The 17,290-nt window shown below is 61.7% G+C and carries 14 protein-coding genes and 4 tRNA genes; 14 read left to right on the top strand and 4 right to left on the bottom strand.

All coding sequences use genetic code 11. From position 1 onward, the window contains the following. Positions 1 to 40: 40 nt before the first annotated feature. On the bottom strand, positions 41 to 1,090 hold the full coding sequence (locus ACSQ17_RS02745; RefSeq protein ID WP_436067489.1) for an HlyD family secretion protein: 1,050 nt from the start codon (positions 1,088 to 1,090) through the stop codon (positions 41 to 43). Between the two features lie 107 nt (positions 1,091 to 1,197). On the opposite strand from ACSQ17_RS02745, the gene ACSQ17_RS02740 reads away from it, so the two are divergent. The 8 genes from ACSQ17_RS02740 (at position 1,198) to ACSQ17_RS02705 (ending at position 5,809) form a co-directional block, all read left to right on the top strand. Continuing rightward, positions 1,198 to 2,118, top strand: coding sequence for a LysR family transcriptional regulator (locus ACSQ17_RS02740; RefSeq protein ID WP_436067488.1), 921 nt, complete (start codon positions 1,198 to 1,200; stop codon positions 2,116 to 2,118). 32 nt (positions 2,119 to 2,150) lie between these two features. Next, positions 2,151 to 3,632, top strand: a complete 1,482-nt coding sequence (gene gltX, locus ACSQ17_RS02735; RefSeq protein ID WP_436067487.1) for a glutamate--tRNA ligase — start codon at positions 2,151 to 2,153, stop codon at positions 3,630 to 3,632. 146 nt (positions 3,633 to 3,778) lie between these two features. Next, positions 3,779 to 3,854: transfer RNA gene (locus ACSQ17_RS02730), tRNA-Ala, on the top strand. Between the two features lie 66 nt (positions 3,855 to 3,920). Next, a tRNA-Glu gene (locus ACSQ17_RS02725) sits at positions 3,921 to 3,996 on the top strand. Positions 3,997 to 4,047: 51 nt separating this feature from the next. Further along, positions 4,048 to 4,123 (top strand) — tRNA-Ala (locus ACSQ17_RS02720). A gap of 48 nt (positions 4,124 to 4,171) precedes the next feature. After that, positions 4,172 to 4,247: transfer RNA gene (locus ACSQ17_RS02715), tRNA-Glu, on the top strand. Between the two features lie 171 nt (positions 4,248 to 4,418). Then, positions 4,419 to 4,958 carry a TetR/AcrR family transcriptional regulator gene (locus tag ACSQ17_RS02710; RefSeq protein WP_436067486.1) on the top strand — a complete coding sequence of 180 codons (540 nt, stop codon included), beginning with the start codon at positions 4,419 to 4,421 and terminating at the stop codon, positions 4,956 to 4,958. 11 nt (positions 4,959 to 4,969) lie between these two features. Continuing rightward, on the top strand, positions 4,970 to 5,809 hold the full coding sequence (locus ACSQ17_RS02705; protein ID WP_436067485.1) for an alpha/beta fold hydrolase: 840 nt from the start codon (positions 4,970 to 4,972) through the stop codon (positions 5,807 to 5,809). Here the strand turns inward: ACSQ17_RS02705 and ACSQ17_RS02700 are convergent. Continuing rightward, positions 5,779 to 7,641 carry a sensor domain-containing diguanylate cyclase gene (locus ACSQ17_RS02700; protein WP_436067484.1) on the bottom strand — a complete coding sequence of 621 codons (1,863 nt, stop codon included), beginning with the start codon at positions 7,639 to 7,641 and terminating at the stop codon, positions 5,779 to 5,781. The genes ACSQ17_RS02705 and ACSQ17_RS02700 overlap by 31 nt on opposite strands. A gap of 94 nt (positions 7,642 to 7,735) precedes the next feature. Between ACSQ17_RS02700 and ACSQ17_RS02695 the strand changes: the two genes are divergently transcribed. From ACSQ17_RS02695 to ACSQ17_RS02675, 5 genes are all read left to right on the top strand, one after another. Continuing rightward, positions 7,736 to 8,416, top strand: a complete 681-nt coding sequence (locus tag ACSQ17_RS02695; RefSeq protein ID WP_436067483.1) for a 6-phosphogluconolactonase — start codon at positions 7,736 to 7,738, stop codon at positions 8,414 to 8,416. Positions 8,417 to 8,505: 89 nt separating this feature from the next. After that, positions 8,506 to 10,314: a phosphogluconate dehydratase gene (edd, locus tag ACSQ17_RS02690; RefSeq protein WP_436070416.1), complete on the top strand. Its 1,809-nt coding sequence runs from the start codon at positions 8,506 to 8,508 to the stop codon at positions 10,312 to 10,314. Positions 10,315 to 10,350: 36 nt separating this feature from the next. Next, positions 10,351 to 11,001, top strand: coding sequence for a bifunctional 4-hydroxy-2-oxoglutarate aldolase/2-dehydro-3-deoxy-phosphogluconate aldolase (locus tag ACSQ17_RS02685; RefSeq protein WP_436067482.1), 651 nt, complete (start codon positions 10,351 to 10,353; stop codon positions 10,999 to 11,001). Then, complete coding sequence (locus tag ACSQ17_RS02680; protein ID WP_436067481.1) at positions 10,998 to 11,447, top strand: acyl-CoA thioesterase; 450 nt, start codon at positions 10,998 to 11,000, stop codon at positions 11,445 to 11,447. The genes ACSQ17_RS02685 and ACSQ17_RS02680 overlap by 4 nt, the downstream gene beginning before the upstream one ends. A gap of 115 nt (positions 11,448 to 11,562) precedes the next feature. Then, complete coding sequence (locus ACSQ17_RS02675) at positions 11,563 to 12,534, top strand: tRNA dihydrouridine synthase (protein WP_436067480.1); 972 nt, start codon at positions 11,563 to 11,565, stop codon at positions 12,532 to 12,534. Between the two features lie 83 nt (positions 12,535 to 12,617). Here the strand turns inward: ACSQ17_RS02675 and ACSQ17_RS02670 are convergent, their stop codons facing one another. Continuing rightward, entirely contained in the window at positions 12,618 to 13,364 is a 747-nt protein-coding gene (locus tag ACSQ17_RS02670) for an SDR family oxidoreductase (RefSeq protein ID WP_436067479.1), read from the bottom strand. Positions 13,365 to 13,489: 125 nt separating this feature from the next. On the opposite strand from ACSQ17_RS02670, the gene ACSQ17_RS02665 reads away from it, so the two are divergent. Beyond that, entirely contained in the window at positions 13,490 to 13,933 is a 444-nt protein-coding gene (locus tag ACSQ17_RS02665; RefSeq protein WP_233686124.1) for an Hsp20 family protein, read from the top strand. Positions 13,934 to 13,981: 48 nt separating this feature from the next. Here ACSQ17_RS02665 and ACSQ17_RS02660 read toward each other — a convergent pair whose 3' ends face one another. Then, on the bottom strand, positions 13,982 to 17,275 hold the full coding sequence (locus ACSQ17_RS02660) for a sensor domain-containing protein (protein WP_436067478.1): 3,294 nt from the start codon (positions 17,273 to 17,275) through the stop codon (positions 13,982 to 13,984). Positions 17,276 to 17,290: the final 15 nt, after the last annotated feature.

Here is a 17,290-nt window from a genome sequence, read left to right as displayed (position 1 = left end):
GTCGCGCCGGCTCGGCTCGCCTGTGGGGCGGATCAGCGCATCAGCTGCCATGGTGCGGCTCGGACTGCAGGTCGACCTTGACCTCGACCGACATGCCCGGACGAATCAGGCCTTTGAGTGGATTATCGGCGGCAAAGGTGAGTTTCACCGGGATGCGCTGCACCACTTTGGTGAAGTTGCCGGTGGCGTTGTCCGGCGGCAGCAGGCTGAACTGCGCGCCTGAGGCGGCAAACAGGCTGTCGACCCGGCCTTCGACCGGCGTGTCGGGGAAGCTGTCGAAAGTCAGCTCTGCTGTCTGCCCAGGGCGCATGTGGCCGATCTGGGTTTCCTTGAAGTTGGCCTGGATCCAGATGTCCTGGTCCGGCACCAGCGACAGCAGGTAGGCACCGGTCTGCACATACTGGCCGTGGCGCGCGGCGCGCTGGCCGACAAAGCCGCTGATCGGCGCACGGATTTCGGTACGGGCGATGTTCAGCTCAGCCTGAGCGAGGTCGGTGCGGGCACTACTGATTTGCGCTTCCAGGCGCTTAATCTCGGCGTGCAGGGTATTGACCTGCTGGCGTTGTGCCTGCAGGTCGGCTTGCGCTTTGCTCACTTGCGAGCGGGCGATGCGGCTGTCGGCGGCCAGTGTGGTGACGCGTTCTTCGGAGACGAAGCCGGGTTTGCGCAGGGTCTGTGCGCGCGACAGGTCGATCTGCGTGCGCCCCAGGGTAGCCTGGCTGGCTGAAACGTCGGCCTGGCTGGCGGCAATCAGGCTGGCCTGCTGATCCAGGGTGCTGCGTGCTTGGCTGAGTTCGGCTTCACGGGTGGCCAGGGTCGCTTCGGCACGCTGCTTGGCCAGTTGGAAGTCGGCGCTTTCGAGCACCAATAGCAGTTCACCCTGTTCGACGTGCTGGTTGTCCTGCACCAAAACCTGCTCGATGCGTGCGCCGAGCTGGCTCGAAACGCGGGTGATTTCCCCCTGCACGTAGGCATTGTCGGTGCTTTCGAGGTGGCGACTAACCAGCCACCAGTGGCCGAACAGGCTGGCGACGATCAGGGCGAGGAGGGCCAGAAAGATAAACAGGCGGCGTTGCAGTTGGGCAGGCATGGCAGGTGCTCGAAGGTCGGGCAAAAATTGTAAGTGAATTTAACAATGTTCCTTTCTCGCCTGTAGTCGCTAGACTTCATAAACTTTGTTGCTTATAGGGAACAATCATGGGGCTGGATGATGCGCTGATCTTCACTCGCGTGGTCGAGTGCCACAGCTTTACCCAGGCGGCTGAGGGCCTGGGCATGCAGAAGTCGACAGTCAGTCGACGTATTGCCCTGCTTGAAGAACGCCTGGGTGTGCGCCTGATCAATCGCACCACGCGCAAGTTGCGCTTGACCGAAGTGGGGCAGGCTTATTACGAGCGTTGCCGGCAGATCATGCTCGACTTCGCCGAGGCCGAGCAGGCAGTGATGCAATTGCAGTTGGCGCCTGCGGGCCTGTTACGCATCACGGCGCCAATCGAATTTGGCCAGCTGTTTCTCGGTCGGGTGCTGGGCGATTTCATGCGCCAGTACCCGCAGATTACCGCCGAAGTGGAGCTGACCTCGCGGCGCGTCGATCCGGTCGAGGAGGGCGTGGACATCGCCATTCTGGTGGGGCAGCCGCAGGACTCCACACTGATTGCGCGCAAGGTCTATGAAACCAGTCGGCGTTTGTATGCCAGTCCGGACTATCTGGCCCGGCACGGCACGCCGCAGACGGTTGCCGAGCTGGCCGGGCACCGCGCGGTGGTGCTGCCGAATGATTCGACGCGTTACTGGCCGCTGGAGGGCGAGCACATTGCTTGTCAGGGCGTACTGTCGTGCAACAACATCACTTTTGCCCGTGAAGTGGCCATGGCAGGTGCCGGGATTGCCGGCCTGCCAATCATGATTTGCGAAGCGGCGGTGCAGGCCGGGCAGTTGGTGGCGCTGCTCCCCGAGGCCCGGCTGCCGGCTGGCGAGCTGTATGCGGTCTACCCATCTCGGCGCTTTCAGGCCATGAAGGTGAAAACCTTTCTCGATTTTCTGATTCGCAGTCTGCCGCTATCCGCAGGTCGGCTGCTGGAGCCGCCCCTGGCTGGCCTGTTAACATCGCCGCCTTAATCCGCGTTCACTGCAACTCTTCGAGACTTTCCATGACCACCGTCCGCACCCGTATTGCGCCGTCGCCCACTGGTGATCCGCACGTAGGCACCGCCTATATAGCCCTGTTCAACCTGTGTTTTGCCCGTCAGCACGGTGGCGAGTTCATCCTGCGTATCGAAGACACGGATCAGCTGCGCTCCACCCGTGAGTCGGAACAGCAGATCTATGACGCCCTGCACTGGCTCGGCATCGAGTGGAGCGAAGGGCCGGATGTCGGCGGCCCGCACGGCCCGTACCGGCAGAGCGAGCGCGGCCACATCTATCAGAAGTACAGCGCCGAGCTGGTGGAGAACGGCCATGCCTTCCACTGTTTCTGCAGCGCCGAGCGCCTGGACAAGGTGCGTGCCGAGCAAATGGAAGCCAAGCAGACGCCACGTTACGACGGCCATTGCATGCACCTGACCGCTGACGAGGTGCAACAGCGTCTGGCCGCTGGCGAGCCGAATGTCGTGCGTATGAAGGTGCCGAGCGAAGGCGTCTGCGTGGTGCCGGATATGCTGCGTGGTGAAGTGGAAATCCCCTGGGATCGCATGGACATGCAGGTGCTGATGAAGACCGATGGCCTGCCAACCTACTTCCTGGCCAACGTGGTTGACGATCACCTGATGGGTATCACCCACGTGCTGCGTGGTGAAGAGTGGCTGCCGTCGGCGCCCAAATTGATCCTGCTGTACGAGTATTTCGGCTGGGAAAAACCGCAGCTTTGCTACATGCCGCTGCTGCGTAACCCGGACAAGAGCAAGCTGTCCAAGCGCAAGAACCCGACCTCGATCACCTTCTACGAGCGCATGGGTTTTCTGCCCCAGGCGATGCTCAACTACCTCGGTCGTATGGGTTGGTCGATGCCGGATGAGCGCGAGAAGTTCAGCCTCGATGAGATGGTCGAACACTTCGACATCAATCGCGTTTCCCTTGGCGGGCCTATCTTTGACTTGGAGAAGCTGTCCTGGCTCAACGGCCAATGGATGCGTGAGTTGAGTGTTGAAGAGTTTGCTGCTGGTGCGCAGAAGTGGGCCTTCAACAGCAACTACCTGATGCAGATTGCCCCGCATGTACAAGGGCGGGTGGAAACCTTCAGTCAGATCGCGCCGTTGGCCAGCTTTTTCTTTGCAGGCGGCCTGGCGCTGGATGCCAAGCTGTTTGAGCACAAGAAGCTCTCTGCCGATCAGGTGCGTCAGGTGATGCAGTTGATCCTGTGGAAGCTCGAAGCGCTGCGTCAGTGGGAGAAGGACAAGATCACCGCCTGCATCCAGGTCGTGGTCGAGCACCTTGAACTGAAACTACGCGATGCCATGCCGTTGATGTTTGCCGCGGTAACCGGCCAGGCCAGCTCGGTGTCGGTGCTCGATGCCATGGAAATTCTCGGCCCGGACCTGACCCGTTTCCGTTTGCGCCAGGCCATTGAGCTGCTCGGTGGCGTGTCGAAGAAAGAAAACAAAGAGTGGGAAAAGCTGCTGGCGAGCATCGCCTAAGCGCTTCACGCGCCCGACCAGGCACTGATGCGCCTGGTCGGAGTTGGGTAAGTGGTTGTTCTGTCAGCATAAAGAATGCAGAAATACGGAAAAATCTTGTTGACAGGTAGGGGGCGCGCTCTTAACATGCGCCCCGTCCTTGAGATGGGGCTATAGCTCAGCTGGGAGAGCGCTTGCATGGCATGCAAGAGGTCGACGGTTCGATCCCGTCTAGCTCCACCAATCTCAAAGCCGAAAGGCTTGCCACAGTTGGCTCACTGAGCTGGCTGAGTTTTGAAGGGTATCTGCGTCCCCTTCGTCTAGTGGCCTAGGACACCGCCCTTTCACGGCGGTAACAGGGGTTCGAGTCCCCTAGGGGACGCCACTATTTCCAGCCACAGTGCTTCGGCATTGTGTGTCGAGAGACGTTAAATCCGGGGCTATAGCTCAGCTGGGAGAGCGCTTGCATGGCATGCAAGAGGTCGACGGTTCGATCCCGTCTAGCTCCACCAATTCCACGACAGGCCAGCCTAGCGCTGGCCTTGTTCTTCGAAGGTTTCGTCCCCTTCGTCTAGTGGCCTAGGACACCGCCCTTTCACGGCGGTAACAGGGGTTCGAGTCCCCTAGGGGACGCCATTTTTACCCGCAATGCGGGATTTTGAAGGGTCATTCCTATGGAATGGCCCTTTTGTTTTTCAGCACGAAAATTTCTTCCTGCTCCGAATGCAGCCGACCGATGGTCGTGATTGGCGCTTGCGTAGATTTATTATAAGCATAATATTTCAATCGTAATATTAGGAGGCGAAGATGAACGACAAGAAAGCTCAGACCCGTGAACGGATTCTTGCTGCGGCCGGTGCTGCCTTGTTGCAGCGCGGTCCGGCGGAACCCAGTGTCGGTGAGGTTATGGGCGCAGCCGGGCTGACGGTAGGTGGTTTCTACGCGCATTTCGACAGCAAGGACGCGCTGATGCTGGAGGTGTTCCAGCAGATGCTCTGCCAGCGTCGCGAGTTGATTGAGCAGATGGACAGCCAGTTGCCGGCCGAGGAGCGCCGTGCGTTGCTGGCGGCCTTCTACCTGTCGCGCAAGCATCGCGATGCCAGCGACCAAGGCTGCCCATTGCCCAGTTCGCTTGGTGAGTTGACGCGCCTGCCGGAGAGTTTCCGCACGGCGCTGGCCGAGCACCTGGAGTTGATGAGTGCACAGCTGGCAGGCGGCCCTGAGGATGCCAACAAGGTGCTGGCCGATATTGCTTTGATGGTAGGAGGGCTGGCGCTGGCACGGGCGCTGGGGCCGGGTGAGTTGTCTGATCGCGTTCTACGTGCTGCCAAATCGGCCATCGTCTGAGGAGCAAGGCAATGAACAACATGAGTTGGGTGCGTGGTTTCAATGCGTCTGTTGGTTTGCTGGCACCGCATGCGTTGGCGAGCACCTGGCGTCGAGCCTTCATGACGCCGCGTCGCCTGCCGCCGCGGGACTGGGAGCTGCCGCTGCTGGAGCAGGCCGAGCGCATTACCCTGCGCTTCGGCTTGTCGGCGCTGCGTTGGGGCAGTGGCCCGGCGGTGTTGCTGATGCATGGCTGGGAAGGCCGGCCGACGCAATTTGCCGAGTTGATCAAAGTGCTGGTCAAGGCCGGTTATGGCGTGGTGGCGCTGGATGCGCCGGCCCATGGCCGCTCACCGGGGCGTGAAGCCAATGTGGTGATGTTCGCCAGGGCTTTGCTTGAGGCGGCCAGTGAGTTGCCACCGCTGAAGGCGGTGATTGGCCACTCGATGGGCGGCGCGAGTGCCTTGCTGGCCACGCAGTTGGGCCTGCGAACTGAGGCGTTGATCAGCATTTCCGCGCCGAGTCGGATTCTCAGCATGCTGGGGCGGTTCTCACGCTATATGGGCTTGCCGCGTCAGGCGCGCGAACATTTCGTGAAGCTGGTCGAAGAGAATGCCGGTATCCCCGCTGGGCAGCTGGATAGCGCCTGCTACCAGTTGGACATTCCCGGGCTGGTGGTGCATGCCGCGGACGACCCGATGGTGCCGTTCAGTGAGGCCGAGGCGATTCATCAGAACTGGTTCGACAGCCGTTTACTGCGCCTGGAAAACGGTGGGCATCAGCGTTTGTTGGCTGATCCCCGCCTGTTGCAGGCCGTGCTGGAATTGCTGGAGCCTTTGGCTCAGCGGCCATCCAAGGCACTGGCGTCGTAAGCCTCTACCCGGTTACGGCCAGCGGCCTTGGCTCGATACAGTGCCTGATCGGCATGCCGCAGCAATTGCTCGCGGTTGCTGCTGGCATCCGGGATCAGCGCATAGACGCCAATGCTCAGGCTTAGATCGATGCGCAAGTCCTGGTGCAGGCAGGGGTGTTCTGCCAGGTCTGTGCGCAGCTGCTCGGCGAGGTTCATGGCGCCTGCCTGATCGGTGTCGCAGAGTACGGCGGCAAACTCCTCACCGCCGAAGCGTACCAGCAGGTCGTTGTTGCGCATGCGCTGCTGCATGCGCTGGGCCGCGTGCTGCAGGCAGGCATCGCCGACCAGGTGACCGTAGGCGTCGTTGACCTTCTTGAAGTGGTCCAGATCCATCATCAGCATGGCAATCGGCTGCTGGCTGCGGCGTGCTTGCGCGAGCATGCGCTCCAGTTCCTCGTTGAGTACCTGGCGGTTGAACAGGCCGGTCAGGTTGTCGTGCCGGCTCAGTTCGGCCAGGCGCTGGTTGGCGCTGGACAGCTCCTCCAGGGCTTGTTGCAGGGAGGCGGTGCGTTCCTGCACACGGGTTTCCAGCCCCTCATTGATCTGCCGTTGCAGCTCAAGGCTCTTGGCTTGTTCCATGCGCAGTTGGTGCTCGTTGGCAAACAGGCGGGCCTGCGCGATCTGCTGTTCGCTCTGCGCCAGGCGAATGCGCGTGCCGAGGGCTATCGAGAAAATCACCAGTTCCAGCAGACTGCCGATCTGCTGGGCGTGCAGGGTGAGCAGGGAGTTGGCAATCAGGCCGGTGCCGCTGAGCACGCTGAACAGGCTGGCGATGATCAGGGTCGACCAGCCGAGAGCGAACAGCTTGGCCGGTGGGTAACCATCACGCCAACGCACAACGGTAAAGATGCAGCCGAAGATTGCACAGGCCAGCAGCAGGATAAAGCTGCCGAGCAGTGCTACGAGGTAAGGCGCGACCAGGGCCAGCAGCATCACCAGCAGGCTGCAACCGATCAGCAGGCGGCTGATCCAAGTGTAGGCGGGGTGCTTGGCCTTGAGGTCAAGTACGCCATAGGTGAACAGAATGCCGAACAGGGTTGCCAGCGCCGAGCTGAACGGGAAACTCAACTGGTGCCAGGTCAATGAGTTCGGCCACAGCCACTGCAGGGCAAACCCCAGCTGAATGAACTGATACAGGCTGAAACTGGCGACAAACAGGCTGTACCACAGGTAGTTGCGGTCGCGGGTGATGATGAAGATCGACAAGTTGTAGATCATCATCACCAGCAGCGCGCCAAAGAACAGTCCTTGCAGCAGCAACATACGCTGTTCGTGATGGTTGAAGGCCTCGGCGCTCATCAGGCTGGCGCTGAGGTTGGCCGAGCCATCGGTCTGCATGCGCAGGATCAGTTCCCGCGCTTCGCCGGCCGCCAGGTTCACAGGCAGTACCAATTGTCGGTGTTCGACCCAGCGCTGGTCGAAGGGATGTTGATCGCCGGCCTGATAGACCCGCTCGTTATCCAGGCCATAGGCTTCCAGGCTGTCGAGCAGTGGGTTGCCGATCAGCAGAATCCAGTTGATGGGCGCGTCGGCCGGGTTGTGCAGGCTAAAACGCAGCCAGTACGCCTGCTTGCTGTAGCCGAAGCTGGCGTCGCGGCGGGCCACGGGTTGCCAGGCGGACTCAGGCAACTGGCGCACGTGGTGGATGTCGGCCTGTCCTTCAGGGTCAGCCCAGACATACATGACCGGCCCTGGCAGAAGCGGCGCAGCGCTGGCCTGTAGGGGCAGGCTGGCGGCTTGTCCGAGTGCCGGCAGCAACAGCAGAAGAAAGAGGCGCAGTATCGCAGTCAAAACAGGCATTCCATGGCAAGTATGTTGGCAGTCGCGACAAAGGTGCATTATTGCGCGGCCTGATGACATACCGATAGCGTAGCCGGGGTTGCCCATGAGTCAGAACTTGCTGCATTTCCATACCCTGCGTGACGACTGTCTGAGGGCGCTGGCTGCTGATCTCGTGATGCAGGTCCAGGCCACGTTGGCGCAGCAGTCGCGTGCCGCCTTGATTTTGCCGGGCGGTAGCAGCCCGCAAGCCTTGTTGCCGTTACTGGCGCACCAGTTGGAGAGTGCGCGCCTTGACCTTAGCCCCAGTGATGAGCGCTGGGTGGCCGCGCAGGCTGCTGAGAGCAACTGGCAGTTGCTGCATCAGGGTTTACCGCAGGCCAACTGCCTGGATCCGCGTCAGGGCGTGACCCCGGAGCAATCGGCATTGAGCTGGGGCGAGCACTTGACGCAGTGGCCGTCGTTTAGCGCAGTGTTGCTGGGTATGGGGGAGGACGGTCATATCGCTTCGCTGTTTCCCGGCATGCCGGGCTTGGCCACGGCGCTCGATCCGCAGGCGCTGCCAGCCGCTTTGCCAGCCCTGGCACCACAGGAACCCCGGCAGCGACTGTCACTGAATCTGGCCATGTTGCAGCGTGGCCAATGGCTGGGGCTGTTGGCTTTTGGGGGGCGCAAGCGTGAATTGATTGAGTCGGTACTGAGCGACCATCCAGCCGCGCGTGAGTTGCCGTTGTATGCCTGGCTGCAGCACAGCCCATTACCGGTGAATATCTACTGGGCGCCGTGAGCGCCTGGGTTGTTACGTGCATGGGTTAAAGCGGGCCTTAAGCCGTTACACTGCAAGCCAGTACCTCGCTGAGAAAGGACCCCGTCATGTTGCACCCGGTTGTTGAGCAGGTGACCGCTGCGCTGGAACAGCGCTCGGCCAAACGCCGCGAACGCTATCTGCAACGCCTGGCACAGGCCGCCGGGCGTACTGCGCATCAGGCGCTGGGCTGCTCCAACCTGGCCCATGCCCTGGCGGCGCAGCCTGAGGAGGCGCGGCTGATCATGAAGCAGGGCGGCTCGCCACATGTGGCGATCATTTCCAGCTATAACGATCTGCTCTCGGCCCACGCGCCGCTCAGGGATTACCCCGAACGCCTGAAAGTGGCGTTGGCCAAGGCCGGCGCGACCTCGCAGTTTGCCGCCGGGGTACCGGCCATGTGCGATGGCATCACCCAGGGCGAGGCGGGTATGCAGCTGTCGCTGTTCTCCCGTGATCTGATTGCCCAAGCCGCCGCCATCGGGCTGACCCACGGTATTTTTGATGGCGCGCTGTACCTGGGCGTGTGCGACAAGATCGTCCCCGGCCTGCTGATCGGCGCGCTGCATTTTGGTCATCTGCCGGCGGTATTCGTGCCGGCCGGGCCGATGCAGTCGGGGCTGCCGAACAAGGAGAAGGCTGCTGTGCGTCAGCGTTATGCACGCGGCGAGGCCAGTCGTGAGGAGCTGCTGGCTGCCGAGCTGGCTGCCTATCACCAGGCTGGCACCTGCACCTTCTATGGCACGGCCAATACCAATCAGTTGCTGATGGAAGCCATGGGCCTGCATGTGCCGGGCAGTGCCTTTATCCATCCCTATACGCCGCTGCGCGATGCCATGACTGATGAGGCGGCGCGCCTGGTGGCGCACAACAGTCGCCAGGGCGAGCGTTATCTGCCGGTCGGTCAGCAGGTTGATGCGCGGGCGCTGATCAACGCGGTAGTGGCCTTGCTTGCCAGCGGCGGTTCGACCAATCACACCTTGCACCTGCCGGCTATCGCTCGTGCGGCGGGCTATGAACTGAGCTGGGATGATTTCGCCGCGTTGTCCAAGGTGGTGCCCTTGCTGGCGCGGGTTTACCCGAATGGGGCCGCAGACGTTAACCAGTTTCAGGCCGCCGGTGGGCCGGCCTGGTTGCTGCGTGAACTGCTCGACGCCGGCCTGCTGCATGACGATGTTGCCACCGCTGCCGGACATGGTTTGCGTGCCTATACCCGCGAACCCTGGCTGGAGGGCGAGCGCCTGGCCTGGCGCGACCTGCCGGCGCAGAGCCCGGCACCGGATATTGTCAGGCCTGCCAGCGAGCCGTTTGCCGCAGAAGGCGGGCTGGTGTTGCTGAGCGGTAATCTGGGCCGCGCAATTGTGAAAACCTCGGCGGTCGATCCGGCGTTCTGGCACATCCGCGCCCAGGCGCGCATCTTCGATTCGGAAGCGGCCGTGCAGGCCGCCTACAGCTCCGGTGAGTTGCAAGGTGACCTGGTGCTGGTGGTGCGCTTCCAAGGCCCACAAGCCAATGGCATGCCCGAGCTGCATAAACTGATGCCCTTGCTGGCCAATTTGCAACAAGCCGGCCAACGAGTGGCGTTGATCACGGATGGGCGTATGTCTGGCGCTTCCGGGCAGGTACTCAGTGCCCTGCATGTGACCCCGGAGGCTGCCGCGAGTGGCCCGCTGGCACGTTTGCAGGACGGCGACTGGCTCGTGCTGGATGCGCAACAGGGCCTGCTGCAGGTTGAGCTAAGCGCGCAACAATTGGCCGCTCGGCCATTGGCCAGTGCCAGCACCGAACTGGAGTTGGGTTATGGTCTGGAACTGTTCGCCGCCCAGCGTCGCCTGGTGGGCTCGGCCGAGCAGGGGGCCAGCAGCCTGTTTGAAGACTGAAGCAGAAGATTGAATCTTGAAAGCGGGGAGCAAGGCATGAGCCTGACGATGGATATGGTGCTGCAACAGGCCCGCCCGGTGTTGCCGGTGCTGGTGATCGAAGACATCAGCCTGGCGCTGGACCTGGCCCGTGCCCTGCACGCCGGTGGCATCAGTGTGCTGGAAGTCACCCTGCGCACGCCACGCGCGCTGGATGCGCTGGCCGCGATGCGCAAGGAGTTACCGGACCTGCTGATTGGCGCCGGTACGCTGATCCATGCCGAGCAGTTTCAGGAGGCCCGCGATGCTGGTGCGCAGTTCGCTGTCAGCCCTGGCTGTACCGAGCGTCTGGCAGCAGCGGCGGAGGATTCCGGCCTGCCGTACTTGCCAGGGGTGATGACGCCCTCGGAAGTGCTGCTGGCGCTGGAGTATGGCTATCGCTCGCTGAAACTGTTTCCCGCTAACGGCGCGACCAGCATCAAAATGCTCAAGAGCTTCAAAGGGCCATTCACCGGTATTCGTTTCTGCCCGACCGGTGGGGTAACCCCGGATAACCTGCTGAGCTTTCTGCGCCTGCCTAACGTGGCCTGTGTCGGCGGCACCTGGATTGCCCCGAGTAACCTGGTGCGCGCCCGCGCCTGGGATCAGATCACCCAACTGGCGGCCGAAGCCCGCGCCCTGGCCGGTAGCCTGGAGCAGCCGGCATGAGCTGGGAGCTGAGCAATCCGTTTGTCATCGACATCCAGGTCACGGCAGAGGACATCGACGGTCTTGGCCATGCCAACAACGCGGTCTACGTCAGTTGGTTGGAGCGTTGCGCCTGGCGCCACTCGCAGTTTCTCGGGTTGGACCTGGCCGAGTACCGCCGCCTCGACCGCGCCATGGCAGTGCTGCGCCATGAGATCGACTACCTGGCCAGCGCCTACGAAGACCAGCAGCTGCAGATGGCCACCTGGATCGTCGAGTCCGATCAGCGCTTGAAGATGGACCGGCGCTTCCAGCTGATTCGCCCGGAAGATGGCATGACCCTGTTGCGGGCGAAAACCACCTTTGTCTGTATCGAGCTGTCCAGTGGCAAACCCAAGCGTATGCCGACGGAGTTTGTTGAGGGGTATGGCGCGGCCTTGCAGCCCCCTTTTCCCATGGAACTGTGACGCGCCGTTGGGCTAATGCCTGAGCGTTTCACCCGCACGCCGCGTACACTACGCGGCGTTTTTCTACCTGCGACTTTTAGCCGAGGCGCAGCAGTGCATTTTCAAGAGACTGCCTATGCAAATCGCCCTGGCCCCGATGGAGGGGTTGGTCGACGAAATCCTTCGCGATGTGCTCACTCAGGTGGGCGGCATTGATTGGTGCGTGACGGAATTTATCCGGGTCACCGAGCGGGTGCTGCCCGTCAGCACTTACCAGAAGCTCGCCCCGGAGCTGTTCAGCGACGCGCAGACGGCCGCCGGTACACCGCTGCGTGTGCAGTTTCTTGGCTCCGATCCGGCCTGCCTGGCGGATAACGCCGCGTTTGCCTGCACCCTCGGTGCACCGGTGATCGACCTCAATTTCGGCTGCCCGGCCAAAACGGTTAACAAGTCCCGTGGCGGTGCGGTTTTGCTCAAGGAGCCCGAACTGTTGCACGCCATCGTCCGTGAAGTGCGCGGTACGGTGCCGGCAAGCATTCCGGTCACGGCGAAAATGCGCCTGGGTTTTGATCACAAAGACTATGCCCTGGAGTGCGCCTCGGCCCTGGCCGAGGGCGGCGCAGCGCAGATCGTGGTGCACGCACGAACCAAGGTCGAAGGCTACAAGCCGCCGGCGCATTGGGAGTGGGTGGCGCGGGTGCGGGACGCGGTCAAGGTCCCGGTATTTGCCAATGGCGAAATCTGGACCCTGGATGACTGGCGGCGCTGTCGCGAGGTGAGCGGGGTTGAGGACATCATGCTCGGCCGTGGCCTGGTGGCGCGCCCGGACTTGGCCCGGCAGATCGCGGCGGCCAGGGCCGGACAGGAGGTGGTGGCCATGAATTGGGCTGACCTACAGCCGCTGCTGGCGGATTTCTGGCTGCAGGCGCGGCGCAAGATGTCGCCGCGTTATGCGCCGGGGCGGCTCAAACAATGGCTGGCCATGCTGACGCGCAGCTACCCGGAAGCGACCGAGCTGTTCAATCTCCTGCGCCGTGAAAGCGACTGTCTGCGTATTGATGCTCTGCTCGGTATCGAGTTTGTCGGGGCTGAGTACGCGAGCGTTTAGCTGGTAGGGTGTGCCGTGCGCGCCCAGGCGTAGAGCCAGCAGAACTGCTGGTGCGCGCGGCGCACCCTACCAGCTGGCGCTACTTAGCGTCCGCCGCTTACATCCAGCAGCGCGCCACTGGTGTATGACGCCTGCTCGCTGGCCAGCCAGAGCACGGCTTCCGCCACTTCGCTGGCCAGGCCGCCGCGGCCCATGGGTACACTCTGGCTGACCCGCGCGACCCGATCCGGCTCACCACCGCTGGCGTGAATCTCGGTTTCGATTACCCCGGGACGCACCGCATTGACGCGAATGCCATCGGCCGCCACTTCCTTGGCCAGACCCAGGGTCATGCTATCGATGGCGCCCTTGGCCGCCGCATAGTCGATGTATTCACCTGGTGCGCCGAGTTTGGCGGCCACCGAGGACAGGTTGACGATGGCACCGCCGCTACCGCCCTGGCGCGTCGACATGCGTTTGATCGCCTCGCGACAGCAGAGAAAGCTGCCAAACACATTGGCGGCAAATACCCGCTGCCAGCGCGCCAGTTCCATCTGCTGCAAAGGCATCTGGGTTTCCAGGATGCCGGCGTTGTTGACCAGCACATCAAGGCGGCCAAAGTGCTGGTCGAGCTGGGCGAACAGCTGCAGCACTTGGCCTTCATCGGCGACATTCGCCTGCACGGCAATGGCCTGGCCACCAGCCTGGGTGATTTCCTCGACCAGCGCCTGCGCCGCAGCTTCTTGCCGGTGGTAGTTCAGGCACAGTGCATAGCCCTGAGTTGCCGCTAGCCTGGCGGTGGCTGCGCCAATACCGCGGCTGGCACCGGTGATCAGCATAACCTTGCTCATCAGATTGCTCCCTGTAAGAAAATTTTGCAGAGGCTTGAAATCCAGTTGAGTAACCACATTTTCAGTCATGCAGGATGCCGAAGTCGGGTCCTGTATCACTCGCTGAATTTCAGGAGATTTAAATTATGAGCACTGCATTTTCCATGACCCCGCTGTTCCGTCAGTCCGTTGGCTTTGACCGTTTCAATGATCTGTTCGAGTCGGCCATGCGCAATGAGTCGGGTAGCAGCTACCCACCCTACAACGTCGAAAAGTATGCCGACGACCAATACCGCATCGTAGTCGCGGCGGCGGGCTTCCAGGAAGACGACCTTGAGTTGCAGGTCGAGCGCGGCGTACTGACCGTCACTGGTGGCAAACGTGATACCAGCGCCGAGAACGTCACTTACCTGTACCAGGGCATCGCCCAGCGTGCCTTCAAGCTGTCGTTCCGCCTGGCCGATCATATCGAGGTCAAGGCTGCCAGCCTGGTCAACGGCCTGCTGAACATCGATCTGGTGCGCATCGTGCCGGAAGAGGCCAAGGCCAAGCGTATTCCGATTGGGGCCGGTCGCGTACTGCAGAGCTAAGTGCGCTGCATGTGAGCAATAAGGGCACCTTCGGGTGCCCTTGTTGTTTTAGCGGGGGCTCGGTGTGCCGAGGAGCAGTTGGCTGAACTGTTCCAGTGGCACCGGCTTGCTGAAGAGGTAGCCCTGATAGTGGTGGCAGCCTTGCTGCTGGAGAAACTCCAGCTGATCCGGCTGTTCGACCCCTTCGGCAATCATATCCAGCCCCAGGCTGCGCGCCATGGCGATGATGGCACGGATGATTTCGGCATCGTTGGCGTCTTGGGTGGCGTCGCGCACGAATGACTGATCAATCTTCAGCACATCCACCGGCAGGCGCTTGAGGTAGGTCAGCGAACTGTAGCCGGTGCCGAAGTCGTCCATGGCAAAGCTCACGCCCAGGCGTTTGAGGCGGTTCATCTTGGCGACCGTGTCGTCGATGTTCTGGATCACGATGCCTTCGGTGATTTCCAGCTTGAGCATATTGGCGGGCAGCTGGCTGCTGGTCAGGCTGCTTTCCACCCGCTCGACAAAGTCATGCTGGCGGAACTGCCGCGGGCTGATGTTTACACACAGGCTGAACTGTGACGCATCGACCAGGCCCTGACGCAGCAGTTGGGCGCAGGCGTGGCAGGCTTCGGCCAGTACCCAGCCGCCGACTTCGAGGATCAGCCCACTTTCTTCGAGGATATGAATAAACAGCGCCGGTGACTGCGCGCCCAGAGTCGGGTGCATCCAGCGCAGCAGCGCTTCGGCACCGATGATCTGATTGTTGCGTGCATCCACCTGCGGCTGAAAATGCAGCTCGAATTCGCCACGGGCCTGGGCCAGGCGCAGGTCGTTTTCCAGGCGCAGACGCTCACTGGCGGCTTTTTGCATGGTATTGCGAAACAGCTGGATGCAGTTGCGCCCCGAGTCCTTGGCCCGGTAGAGGGCGATATCGGCGCGCTTGAGCAGATCGGACGGGGTGTCGCCATGATCGGGAATCAGGGCGATGCCGATGCTCGGGGTGACCTGCAGCTGGTGACCGTCGAGCAGCATGGGTTCGGCCAGCAGGTGGCGCAGTTTTTCCGCCACCATGCGCACCTGGCTGACCACCGTCGAGCGCTTGCCCTCCAGGCCAGAAATCAGCACGACAAACTCGTCGCCGCCCAGGCGCGCCACGGTGTCCTCCTGGCGCACGCTGGACTCCAGGCGCGCGGTCACCAGCTTGAGCACGGCATCGCCGACCGGGTGGCCGAGGGAATCGTTGATGTGCTTGAAGTGATCAAGGTCGATAAACAGCAAGGCTGCGCGCAGTTCATGGCGCTTGAGCAAGGCAATCTGCTGGGTCAGGCGGTCGAGCAGCAGGGCACGGTTGGGCAGGTTGGTTAGTGAGTCGTGGTAGGCCAGGTGCTGCACCTGGGCTTGAGCGCTTTTCAGCTCGCTGATGTCGCGGGCGGTCAGCAACAGGCATGCGGTGTTGTTCAACTCGATCGACTCGACCGACACTTCAACCAGTTTGACCATGCCGTCACGGTGCTTGCCGTGCATTTCCATGTGGTAGACATGGCCGTCGCGCTTGAGCTTTTCCACCATCAGATCGCGCTCTGCCAGGTCAGCCCAGACATTGAGTTCCATGGCGCTGCGGCCGATCACTTCTTCAGGTTTGTAACCCGTCAGGCGGCTGAATCCTTCGTTGACTTCGATATAGCGGCCAGTGTCGCGTTCGGTAATGGTGATGGCGTTGGGGCTGGAGTGGAATGCCAGGGCAAATTTCTCCTGGCTGGCCTGCAGTTCTGCCTGGGCTTTTTGCCGCTCGCTGATATCGCGAAAGGTGGTGAGGATGCAGCTCTGGTTGTTGAGCATGATCGGCCGTGAGGACACCACGCAGGTGATGACATTGCCCTGCTTGTCGAGAAAGTCGGCTACCTCGTTGTCCAGGCTCTGGTCGTGCTGCAGCTTGTGGTAAAGCGCGGTGCGCTGGCTCAGATCGGCCCACAGGTTGAGGTCGGTCATCTTGCGGCCGACCACTTCCTCTGGTTGCCAGCCGAAGGTCTGGCTAAAGCTGGAGTTGATTTCCAGGGCAAAGCCGTCGGGCAGGGTAGTCAGGGCGACAGGGTCTGGGCTGGCCTGGAACAGGCTGGCGAATTTGGCTTCCGAGGCGGCCAGGCGTTGCTCACGGCGCACCCGCTCGCTGATGTCGATGAGGATGCCGGCCATGCGTTCAGGCTGGCCCTGGGCGTCGCGGTAGAGCTTGGCGGTGCTTTCCAGGTAGTGCACTTCCTGATTGGTGTAGATCGCCCGGTAGGTGACCTGATAATCCTCAGTGATGCCCTGCGCCAGGTTCTGGTAATGCTTACGCATGGCGTGGCGGTCAGCCAGCGGTACACAGCTGAAGAACTTGCGGAAATCGTCGTGGAAGGGTTCCTCTTTCAAACCGTGCAGTTTGGAGGCGCGGGCCGAGCCGAACAGCATATTGCTGGGGATGTGCCAGTCCCAGGTGCCGAGGTAGGCGGAGTCCAATGCCAGATCCAGACGCTCCTGACTGTCGTGCAACGCCTGTTCCTGCTGGCGTTGCTGGGTAATGTCACGCAGCGACAGAACCAGGCAGAGCTTGCCCTCTAGCATGATTTCGCCGCCGAACAACTGGTTTCGGCGGATGCTGCCATCGCGGTGGTAGAGCGGCACTTCCAGGCCATTGAGGCTGTTGTTGCTGATCGCCGTCATCATCCGTTGGCGATCTTCCAGACAGGCCCAGACACCCATTTCCAGTGAGGTGCGGCCCAGGGTCTGTTCAACGGTCCAGCCGAACTGACGTTCGAAGCCGGCGTTGACTTCGATAAAGCGACCGCTGGCTTTGTCGGTGATTACCACCGCATCGGGGCTGTAATTGAAGGCCTGGGCGAATTTTTCTTCGCTGCTACGCAGGGCCTGCTCGCGGGCCTGCTGGTTGCTGATATCGCGGATGACCCCGATGACTCGGTGCTTGCCGTCGGCGTCCTGCTGCAGGCTGCCGCTGATTTCCAGCCAGTGCAGGCTGCCATCTGGCCAGCGGATACGGTGGCGGAAGGCGCGCGTGCTTGGGGTGCCAGCGAGCAGTTGTTCGAACAGGCGAATGATTTCCGGACGGTCTTCTTCCGGGATCAGCTCGATATAGTCGATGCGCTTTTGCAGCGGCTGTTTGGGATCAAGGCCGAAAAGTGCCTGGGCACCGCGTGACCAACTGACCCGGCCGCTTTCAATGTCCCAGTACCAGGTGCCGAGTTTGGCGCCATTGAGCGCACGCAACAGGCGTGGGGCATCGTTCCAGGTGCTTTCGAATTCGGCAGGATCCAGTGCCGGGATAAACGGCAGTGGCGGACGGCGATCACTGGATTTGGCCACGATCCACTCTTCCTT

Origin of the sequence: Pseudomonas sp. LjRoot71, from assembly GCF_964253255.1 — a bacterium.
Taxonomy (GTDB): Bacteria; Pseudomonadota; Gammaproteobacteria; order Pseudomonadales; family Pseudomonadaceae; genus Aquipseudomonas.
The sequence above is the reverse complement of the archived record's forward strand: the minus strand, read 5'-3'. Positions and strand labels throughout refer to the sequence as shown.

Coding starts and splice junctions, on each gene's coding strand:
- ACSQ17_RS02680 (WP_436067481.1), top strand. CDS start 10,998: ATGAGCTGGGAGCTGAGCAATCCGTTTGTCATCGACATCCAGGTCACG.
- ACSQ17_RS02745 (WP_436067489.1), bottom strand. CDS start 1,090: ATGCCTGCCCAACTGCAACGCCGCCTGTTTATCTTTCTGGCCCTCCTC.
- ACSQ17_RS02685 (WP_436067482.1), top strand. CDS start 10,351: ATGAGCCTGACGATGGATATGGTGCTGCAACAGGCCCGCCCGGTGTTG.
- gltX (WP_436067487.1), top strand. CDS start 2,151: ATGACCACCGTCCGCACCCGTATTGCGCCGTCGCCCACTGGTGATCCG.
- ACSQ17_RS02740 (WP_436067488.1), top strand. CDS start 1,198: ATGGGGCTGGATGATGCGCTGATCTTCACTCGCGTGGTCGAGTGCCAC.
- ACSQ17_RS02665 (WP_233686124.1), top strand. CDS start 13,490: ATGAGCACTGCATTTTCCATGACCCCGCTGTTCCGTCAGTCCGTTGGC.
- ACSQ17_RS02695 (WP_436067483.1), top strand. CDS start 7,736: ATGAGTCAGAACTTGCTGCATTTCCATACCCTGCGTGACGACTGTCTG.
- ACSQ17_RS02675 (WP_436067480.1), top strand. CDS start 11,563: ATGCAAATCGCCCTGGCCCCGATGGAGGGGTTGGTCGACGAAATCCTT.
- ACSQ17_RS02670 (WP_436067479.1), bottom strand. CDS start 13,364: ATGAGCAAGGTTATGCTGATCACCGGTGCCAGCCGCGGTATTGGCGCA.
- ACSQ17_RS02710 (WP_436067486.1), top strand. CDS start 4,419: ATGAACGACAAGAAAGCTCAGACCCGTGAACGGATTCTTGCTGCGGCC.
- ACSQ17_RS02705 (WP_436067485.1), top strand. CDS start 4,970: ATGAACAACATGAGTTGGGTGCGTGGTTTCAATGCGTCTGTTGGTTTG.